Source organism: Nocardia sp. NPDC004722 (genome assembly GCF_053601505.1).
In genome coordinates this window covers 1-8,154 of record NZ_JBSGBY010000384.1, presented here as the reverse complement: position 1 = coordinate 8,154, position 8,154 = coordinate 1, and the positions used below count along the sequence as shown (strand labels likewise).

Sequence of the window (8,154 nt, the reverse complement as noted above, 5' to 3'; positions counted from 1 at the left end):
GACGACGCGGCCCTCCAGATTGTCGACCAGGTAGCCCAGCGTCGGCAGCCTGCGCATGCCGCCGTGATGATGCTCGGGATCGCGGACCGGGACGGCCTTGCCGATCGCCTCGAGCAGATCGGCGTCCACGGTGTCGATGACCTGGCCCAGGCCCGGATCGGGAATCGACACGGCCAGCGTGGTTTCCGCCATGCCGTAGACCGGCGTCAGCGCCATCGGGTTGAGGCCGAAGCGTTTTCCGGCCTCGGCGAGGGCGTCCATGGTGTCGGCGTCGACGGGTTCCGCGCCGTTCCACATGTAGCGCACGCTGCTCAGGTCGAAGGCGCCGTCCGCGGCGTTGCGCAGCCGCCGTGCCAGCAGCGAGTAGGCGAAGTTCGGTGCGGCGGTGACGGTTCCGCGATACTTCGAGATGAGCTCGGCCCACAGGATGGGCCGGGTCAGGAAGTCCAGCGGCGTCACGCACACCACTTCCGCGCCGAATTGCATGGGGACACTTAAAAATCCGACCATGCCCATGTCGTGGAACAGCGGCAGCCAGCTGATCATCACATCGTCGCCGAGCTGGAACTTCACCCGGTCGAACATCGCGTAGGCGTTGACGTAGAAATTGCCGTGCGTGATCCGCACGGCCTTGGGGGAGCCGGTGGAGCCGGAGGTCAACTGCTGCAACGCGATCGCGTCCTCGCCGGTCGGCAGCGGCTCGACGGGCTCACCGGCGCGCATGGCGTCGAGGGTGATGACGGCGATACCGCGTTCGCGCAGTAGCGGTTCCGCGATCATGAAGGGCTCGCCCAGGATCACCGCGCGCGCCTCGATCATGCCGAGCACCGTCTCGGTGTCGTGCGTCCACACCTGCAGATCGGTGCGCGGCGTGGGCTGATGCAGCATGGTGATCGACGCCCCGCGCATCCAGACCGCTTGGCAGGCGGGCGCGATATCGACCGGCATGCCGGCCAGCACGCCGACCGCGTCGCCCGGGCCGATCCCGGCGGCGGCCAGCCCGCCCGCCATTCGGCGTGCGGTGTCATGGATTTCGCCCCAGCTGTGCCGCACCGGGTTATCCGGTTCGCCCGTCACCAGCCCCCGCGGGGACGTTCGGGCGGTCGCGTACATCTCATCGGTGAAGCGGCTCACGATCGACTCCTCAAACGCGTAACCAGCATCTCCAATATCCCGCGTGGAGTGAGCGCTGTTAACCGTTTCGGAGTTATGCGGTCGGTTATGCGAGGGTTCTGACCGCTACACCAGGGTCCTGACGGCACCCACGAAGCGGTCGAGGTCCTCGAAGCCGACGAAGCAGTGTGGGGAGGCCCGCACGACCGAGTTCAGTTCGCGCGCGGACATATCCAGCAGGGTGGAGCCGCGGAAGCTGGCGGTCACGGTGATCGCCTCGGCGGCCAGCCGCTCCTTGACCCGGATCGGTTCCAGGCCGTCGACGGTGAAGGACACGATGCCCGCGTGCTGGGTGCCGCGGTCGCGCACGTCCACGCCCGGAATCTCCTGCAATGCCTTGCGCAGGTACTCGGCGCGTTCGGCGATGGCGGCGTAGACCTGCGCCGGGCCCAGGTCGAGCAGGTAGCGCACGGCCGCGCCCAGGCCGAGCCGGGCCGCGACATTGCACTCCCAGAATTCGAAGCGGCTGGCGTCGGGGGAGAGCACGTAGTCGTCGGGCGCGGTCCACTCGGCGCTGTGCAGATCCAGACGGGTCGGTTCGAGGCTCAGGGCCAGGTCGGGGCGCACATAGAGGAAGCCGGTGCCGCGCGGGCCGCGCAGCCATTTGCGCCCGGTGGCCGAGAGCGCGTCCACCTCGAGTTCGGCGACGTCGAGGGGGAGTTGCCCGGCCGACTGGCAGGCGTCCAGCAGGGCCAGCGCGCCGACCCGGTGCACGATGCGGGCGGCCTCGGCGACCGGGTTCACCAGGCCGCCGTTGGTCGGAACATGGACCAGCGACACCAGTTTCACGCGCTCGTCGATCATGGCCTCGAGCGCGTCGAGATCGAGTTGGCCGCTGGAATCGCTGGGGATTGCCTCGACGGTCGCACCGCTGTGGCGGGCGCGCTGCAGGGCGGCGATGGCATTGCTGCCGTAGTCGGCGCCGGAGATCAGGATGCGGTCGCCGGGGGCGAGCGGGATCGAATAGAAGAAATCGCTCCACGAGCGGCTGGCGCTGTCACTGAGGGCCAGTGCGCCCGGATCGGCGTTGATGAGTTCGCCGATGGCGGTCTTGACTCCGTGCAGGTCGTCGATGCGTTCGTTCGCTGCGCGATAGCCGCCGATCTCGGCCTCGCGGCGCAGATGGTCGATGGTGGCGTCCAGGACGACGTTCGGCGGGAGCGAGGAGCCCGCGCTATCGAGAAAAACCTGATTTTCACAACCGGGGGTTTCGGCCCGCAAGGCAGCGATATCGAGCATACGAACGACCATATCGGTTGGTGTGTTCTTCATTTCGTCAGATTTCTTGTCACAGTCACTCGCTACGCTGGTTTGGGTCGCCGTGCGTCCCCCCTACGGCGATCGCATCAGACGGAGGTTGGCAATGGCTGTCACGGCGTCACCTACCGATGTGCTGCACAGTGGCCTGGCCGAATCGGAGCCGGGCGGCGAGTTCTCCTCACGCGCCGCCGCCGAGGCTTACGTCGGGAAAGTCTGTTTCAAACAGGGCCCACCGCTGCTCATCGGTGCCGAACTGGAGTGGCTCACCGCGCAAGGTGAACTTTCGGCAACCAATTCGCGTCCGGACCTGAAGGTCCTCGCGGACGCACTCGGACCGTATGCGCCACGGTCCATTTCGCCAGATTCCCCGGCCGTTCCGTTGCCGGGAGGCAGCCGGGTCACCATCGAACCCGGCGGTCAGATCGAATTGTCCAGCGCCCCGTTCGGCACCGCCGCCGAACTGTGTGAACGCTTGCGGACAGACACGATGCGCCTGCGGGAGCTGCTCGAATCCCGCCAGATCCGAACCTTTTCCGGGGCCGCCGACGCGGTCCGGCGGCCCGCGCGCGTGCTCCGGCTGCCGCGCTACCGCGCCATGGAGCGTTCCTTCGCCGGAATCGGCCCCTTCGGCGCGCTCATGATGTGCAATACCGCCGCCACCCAGGTGAGTGTCGACGCGGGCCGCGATCCCGCCGAGATCGCGGCCCGCTGGAACGCCCTCTACGCCATGGGTCCGGCCCTGCTGGCCGCCTTCGCCTGCTCACCCGACCTGCACACCGCCCCACCCGGCGAGTGGGCCTCGCAGCGCATGCGCGCCTGGCAACGCCTCGACCACCTCCGCACCCGCCCGCCCGTACACGACTGGGCCGACCCCATCACCGGCTACGCCCGCTGGGTCCTGGACGTCCCGCTGCTGTGTGTACGTCCCAGGGCTGCCCCCGCGCACGCTGCGATGCCCTACGGCGGCGCTGTGGCCAACGGCGGCAGTGCCCGGGCTGGCGGCTCGGCGAGTGTGAACCGGGGCGCGCCGGACCTCGAGAGCGCGGACTGGAGTGCGCCGCCGGGGGCGACGTTCGCCGACTGGTTGTGCGGGGCGCTGGACGACGAGATCGGACGGCGGCCGGACCGCGACGATCTCGACTACCACCTCACCACCGTGTTCCCGCCGGTCCGCGCCGCCGGGCATCTCGAGGTGCGCTACCTCGACGCGCAGCCCGGCGACGGCTGGTCGGTGCCCGTGCACGCCTTCGACGCCCTGCTGTCGAACCCCCTGATCGTCGCGGAGGCAACGAATCTGGCCGCACCGACCGCCGAGCTGTGGTCCGAGGCCGCCCGCCTGGGCCTGGCCGACGCGGAGCTGCGCGCGGCCGCGGTGGCACTGCTGGAATTGGCCACCGCGCACGCCTCGTCTCAGGAGGCCCGGCGCGAGCTGGCCGCCGCCGCCGAGCGATGTCGTCACGGACAATGCCCCGCCGGGGGCGAATCCGGGAGCGGCGCATGACATTCCACCTCGGCCCACTCACCCGCGCGTGCGGGACCCAGAGGCCGGGGCGATCAGCGCTGCCCGGATGCGGTGTGCGCGGTATCGCTTCGGCGTGTTCAGACCACGAATTGGAAGTTCTCTCATGACAGTTCAGCATTTGCCGGGGAGTGATCGGGCGGAGACCGAGGCGCTCCGCGGACGCATCGCCGAGACCCTGGAGCGGGCCCGGCGGCGGACCATCGGGTTGACCGAGTGCATCGACGAGGCCGAGCTGGTGGCCCAGCACTCGCGCATCATGAGCCCGCTGGTCTGGGATCTCGCGCACATCGGCAACCAGGAGGAACTGTGGCTGGTGCGCGATGTCGGCGGGCGGGAACCCGTGCGGCAGGACATCGATCACCTCTACGACGCCTTCAAGCACGCGCGCGCCGACCGGCCCGCGTTGCCGCTGCTGAAGCCGGTGCAGGCCCGCGAGTATGTCGGCACCGTGCGCGAGAAGGTGTGGGATGTACTGGAGCACAGCCCATTGCGCGGTGACGGGCTCGTCACGGACGGCTTCGCCTTCGGCATGATCGCCCAGCACGAGCAGCAGCACGACGAGACCATGCTGGCCACGCATCAGCTGCGCACCGGCGAGGCGGTGCTGTCCGCGCCGCCGACTCCGGCCGCGCGGGTGCGGGTCGGCGGTGAAGTCGTCATTCCCGCAGGCGAATTCAGCATGGGCACCGACACCGACCCGTGGGCGCTGGACAATGAGCGCCCCGCGCATCCGGTCCATGTCGACGGTTTCGCGATCGACGCCGCGCCCATCACCAACGAGCAGTACCTCGCCTTCCTCGACGACGGCGGTTACGAGCGGCGGGAACTGTGGTCCGAGGCGGGCTGGGCGCATCGCGTCGAGGCCGGACTGACCGCACCCCAGTTCTGGGAGCAGGACGGCGGCGGCCGTTGGTGGCGAAGGGTTTTCGGCACCATGCAGCCGCTGCGCGCGCAGCAGCCGGTGGTGCACGTCTGTTGGTTCGAGGCCGAGGCATACGCCAACTGGGCTGGTAAGCGTCTGCCCACCGAGGCCGAATGGGAGAAGGCCGCCCGCTTCGACCCGGCCACCGGCAGGTCGCGCCGATACCCGTGGGGCGACGCCGATCCCACCGATCAGCTCGCCAATCTCGGCCAGCACCACCTGGAACCGGCCGATGTCGGCGCGTATCCGGAGGGCGCGTCCCCGCTCGGCGTTCACCAGCTCATTGGTGACGTCTGGGAGTGGACCGCTTCGGGTTTCGACCCCTACCCGGGCTTCCGAGCCTTCCCGTACCGCGAATACTCCGAAGTCTTCTACGGCGGCGACTACCGCGTCCTGCGCGGCGGCTCCTTCGGCGCGGATCAAGTGGCGGCCCGCGGCACCTTCCGTAACTGGGACCACCCCATCCGCCGTCAAATCTTCTCCGGCTTCCGCCTGGCCCGAGACCTCACCCCGGACGAACGCTGATGTGCCGCCACCTCGCCTACCTCGGCCCACCCACCCCGGTAGGCGAACTTCTCACCCGAGGCCCGCATTCGCTCCGAACCCAATCCTGGGCTCCCCGTGAAATGCGCGGCGGCGGCACCATCAACGCCGACGGTTTCGGCGTCGCCTGGTGGCACCACCCCAACGCCGCCTCGGCAGATCACGGCCCCGGCGTCATCTGGCACGGCGGCGCACCCCCGGACCCCGGAACGCCCGAAACTCGCCCCGCCCCAGCCGATCCGGTCGTCAGCCGCTACCGCAACGCCGCCCCGATCTGGACCGATCCAGCGGTCGACGAAGTCCTGCCTCAAATCCGTTCGACCGCGGTGCTGGCCGCAATCCGTTCGGCCACAGTGGGAATGCCCATCGAACGCTCGGCCTGCGCCCCCTTCACCCACGGCCGCTGGGCCTTCAGCCACAACGGCGCGATCCCCGACTGGCGGCGAGTACTGACGGAGGTGGCTGCCGAATTCGGCTCGCCCCCCTTGCTCGAAGCCGAATCCCTCACCGATTCCGCCGCTCTCTGGGTGATCGTGCGCGGCCTGCTCGGGGGCGCTGACGGCTCGGTCGGTGGGATGGAGCCGGGGGAGGCGTTGCGGGTGGTGAGCGCGGCGGTGTTGGCGCGGTCGCCGAAGGCTCGGTTGAACCTCTTGGTGGGGGATGGGGCGGGGGTTTGGGGGAGTACGTGGCATCACTCTTTGTCGGTCCTCGAGGCCGACGGGTTCGTAGTGGTGGCTTCGGAACCGTTCGATGACGATTCGCGATGGCGGCCGATTGCCGATCGGCAGCTGGTGCGGGTGGTTGATGGGCGGGTTTCGGTGGAGCCGCTGGATATCGAGATCGGAAGGGCTGGTTCATGAATACGGCGACTGTGGAGATTCATCTCACCGACGAAGATCTGAATGTCGCGCTGCGTGAGGATGTGCGGCGCGGGCTGACGGCGGAGCCGAAGTGGTTGCCGCCCAAGTGGTTCTACGACGCCCGGGGCAGCGAGCTGTTCGAGAAGATCACCGAGCTGCCGGAGTACTACCCGACGCGGACCGAGCGAGCCTTGCTGGAGCGGGTGGTCGGGGAGATCGCGGCCATCGCGCAGGCCGAGGTGCTGGTGGAGCTCGGGGCGGGGTCGGCAGCCAAGACCCGGCTGCTGCTGAACGCGCTGAGCGCCGCCGGACCGTTGAAGAAGTATGTGCCCCAGGATGTTTCCGTGTCGGCGTTGCGGATGGCGGCCGATGAGGTGGCCTCGGAGTTCCCGGGGCTGAGCGTGCACGGTGTGGTCAGTGATTTCACCGACGCGCTGGACAACCTGCCCGGCGGCGGGCGGCGCATGGTCGCGTTCCTGGGCGGCACGATCGGCAATCTGGTGCCCGCCGAGCGTGCCGAGTTCCTGGGCGGTATCCGGGATGTGCTGGAGCCGGGTGAGCAATTGCTGCTGGGCGCGGGCCTGGTCATCGATCCGGCGGTGCTGGTGCCCGCCTACGACGATGCCGCCGGGGTCACCGCCGAGTTCAATCGCAATGTGCTGCATGTGCTCAACGCCCGCCTGGGTGCGAACTTCGAGCCGGAGAAGTTCGCGCACATCGCGATCTGGGACGCCGAGGCGGACTGGATCGAGATGCGCCTGGAAGCCACCGAGGCCATGACCGTCCACATCGCCGACCTCGACCTGACCGTCGACTTCGCCGCCGGTGAGCAGCTACGCACCGAGATCTCGGCCAAGTTCCGCCGCGGGATCCTCGAATCCGAGCTCGACGCGGCCGGTTTCACCACCGAGCGGGTCTGGACGGATCCGGACCAGCGCTTCGCTCTGGTCCTGGCGGAACGCCGGTAGCGGCGCGGGCCGCCCGGAAGTAGCACCCGCTACTTCTGGGCGGTGACCGCGGCCAGCCAGGCGATCAGCGGCCGCATCTCTTCCCAGGCCGCCCGGATCTCCTTGCCCGCGCGCGGCGTATCCAGCCACTTCGGTGCGCCGAAATCCTTTCCGGCGGTGAGGGATTTGTGGCGCAGCAGTTCGATGCGCGGGTGATCGATGTCGTAGCCTTTGGGTTTGGTGGCCAGCTTGTCGCCGCCGATGCCGTAGCCCGCCGAGACCAGTTGCGCGATCAGCCTTTCCAGTTCGGTGCCGCGCACCTCGTCGTCGATGGCCACCCGCAGCGCGGTCAGCTGGGCGGGTGAGGCGGCGTACATGCCGCCCGCCACCCGCAGCCCGGCCGCCCCGATCTGCACGTACCAGCCGGAGTACTGCGCGCTGTAGACCACCGCGCCCTGATGGTTCTTGTAGGGCGACTTGTCCTTGGCGAAGCGCACATCCCGGTGCGGCCGGAACATCTTGGCCTCGCCGAAATCCGGTTCCAGCTCCGCCACAAGCGCTTTCATCGGGTCCCGCACCGACTCCTCCCACACCTGCTTGTGGGCGTTCCAGAAGGCCTTGGAGTTATCGGCTTCCAGGTCTTCGTAGAAATCGAGTCCGGCGAGCGGGAACCCGGTGAATGCGGTCATGGCTAGCCATTATTCATCGTGAGGTATTGAGCACCGCGAGCCCTATGCCGAACCCGATGACCATGCACACGCCGGCGGCGATGGCGGCCCACTTGCCCAGCGGTTCACCCTTGTTGTTGCCGACGACGCCGAGCACGATGCCGACGATGCCGATCAATGGGCACAGCAGCAGCGCGATGCCCGCGCAGACGAATCCGATGATCGAGAAGGTCTGGGTGCCCGACCGCACCGGCGCACC

At 68.7% G+C, this 8,154-nt stretch carries 8 protein-coding genes; 4 read left to right on the top strand and 4 right to left on the bottom strand.

The annotated features are described in order from the left end of the window. Both ACWELQ_RS30300 and ACWELQ_RS30295 read right to left on the bottom strand, forming a co-directional pair. Positions 1 to 1,134 (bottom strand): long-chain-fatty-acid--CoA ligase (locus ACWELQ_RS30300; RefSeq protein ID WP_452400449.1); only part of this gene is annotated, 1,134 nt, incomplete at its 3' end. A gap of 105 nt (positions 1,135 to 1,239) precedes the next feature. Then, positions 1,240 to 2,412: an aminotransferase class V-fold PLP-dependent enzyme gene (locus ACWELQ_RS30295; RefSeq protein ID WP_452400448.1), complete on the bottom strand. Its 1,173-nt coding sequence runs from the start codon at positions 2,410 to 2,412 to the stop codon at positions 1,240 to 1,242. 124 nt (positions 2,413 to 2,536) lie between these two features. Here ACWELQ_RS30295 and egtA point away from each other — a divergent pair, with 124 nt between their 5' ends. From egtA to egtD, 4 genes are all read left to right on the top strand, one after another. Continuing rightward, positions 2,537 to 3,934 carry an ergothioneine biosynthesis glutamate--cysteine ligase EgtA gene (egtA, locus tag ACWELQ_RS30290; protein ID WP_452400447.1) on the top strand — a complete coding sequence of 466 codons (1,398 nt, stop codon included), beginning with the start codon at positions 2,537 to 2,539 and terminating at the stop codon, positions 3,932 to 3,934. Between the two features lie 124 nt (positions 3,935 to 4,058). Continuing rightward, positions 4,059 to 5,402: an ergothioneine biosynthesis protein EgtB gene (gene egtB / locus ACWELQ_RS30285; RefSeq protein WP_452400446.1), complete on the top strand. Its 1,344-nt coding sequence runs from the start codon at positions 4,059 to 4,061 to the stop codon at positions 5,400 to 5,402. Further along, positions 5,402 to 6,280, top strand: coding sequence for an ergothioneine biosynthesis protein EgtC (locus ACWELQ_RS30280; RefSeq protein ID WP_452400445.1), 879 nt, complete (start codon positions 5,402 to 5,404; stop codon positions 6,278 to 6,280). The genes egtB and ACWELQ_RS30280 overlap by 1 nt, the downstream gene beginning before the upstream one ends. Then, positions 6,277 to 7,248 (top strand): L-histidine N(alpha)-methyltransferase, encoded by a 972-nt coding sequence (egtD, locus tag ACWELQ_RS30275; RefSeq protein ID WP_452400444.1) that lies wholly within the window; start codon positions 6,277 to 6,279, stop codon positions 7,246 to 7,248. The genes ACWELQ_RS30280 and egtD overlap by 4 nt, the downstream gene beginning before the upstream one ends. A 29-nt stretch (positions 7,249 to 7,277) precedes the next feature. Here egtD and ACWELQ_RS30270 read toward each other — a convergent pair whose 3' ends face one another. Together ACWELQ_RS30270 and ACWELQ_RS30265 are read right to left on the bottom strand one after the other, a co-directional pair. Next, positions 7,278 to 7,916, bottom strand: coding sequence for a DUF2461 domain-containing protein (locus tag ACWELQ_RS30270; protein ID WP_452400443.1), 639 nt, complete (start codon positions 7,914 to 7,916; stop codon positions 7,278 to 7,280). A 13-nt stretch (positions 7,917 to 7,929) separates the two neighbouring features. Beyond that, a partial coding sequence (locus tag ACWELQ_RS30265; RefSeq protein WP_452400442.1) for a hypothetical protein occupies positions 7,930 to 8,154 on the bottom strand: 225 nt, incomplete at its 5' end.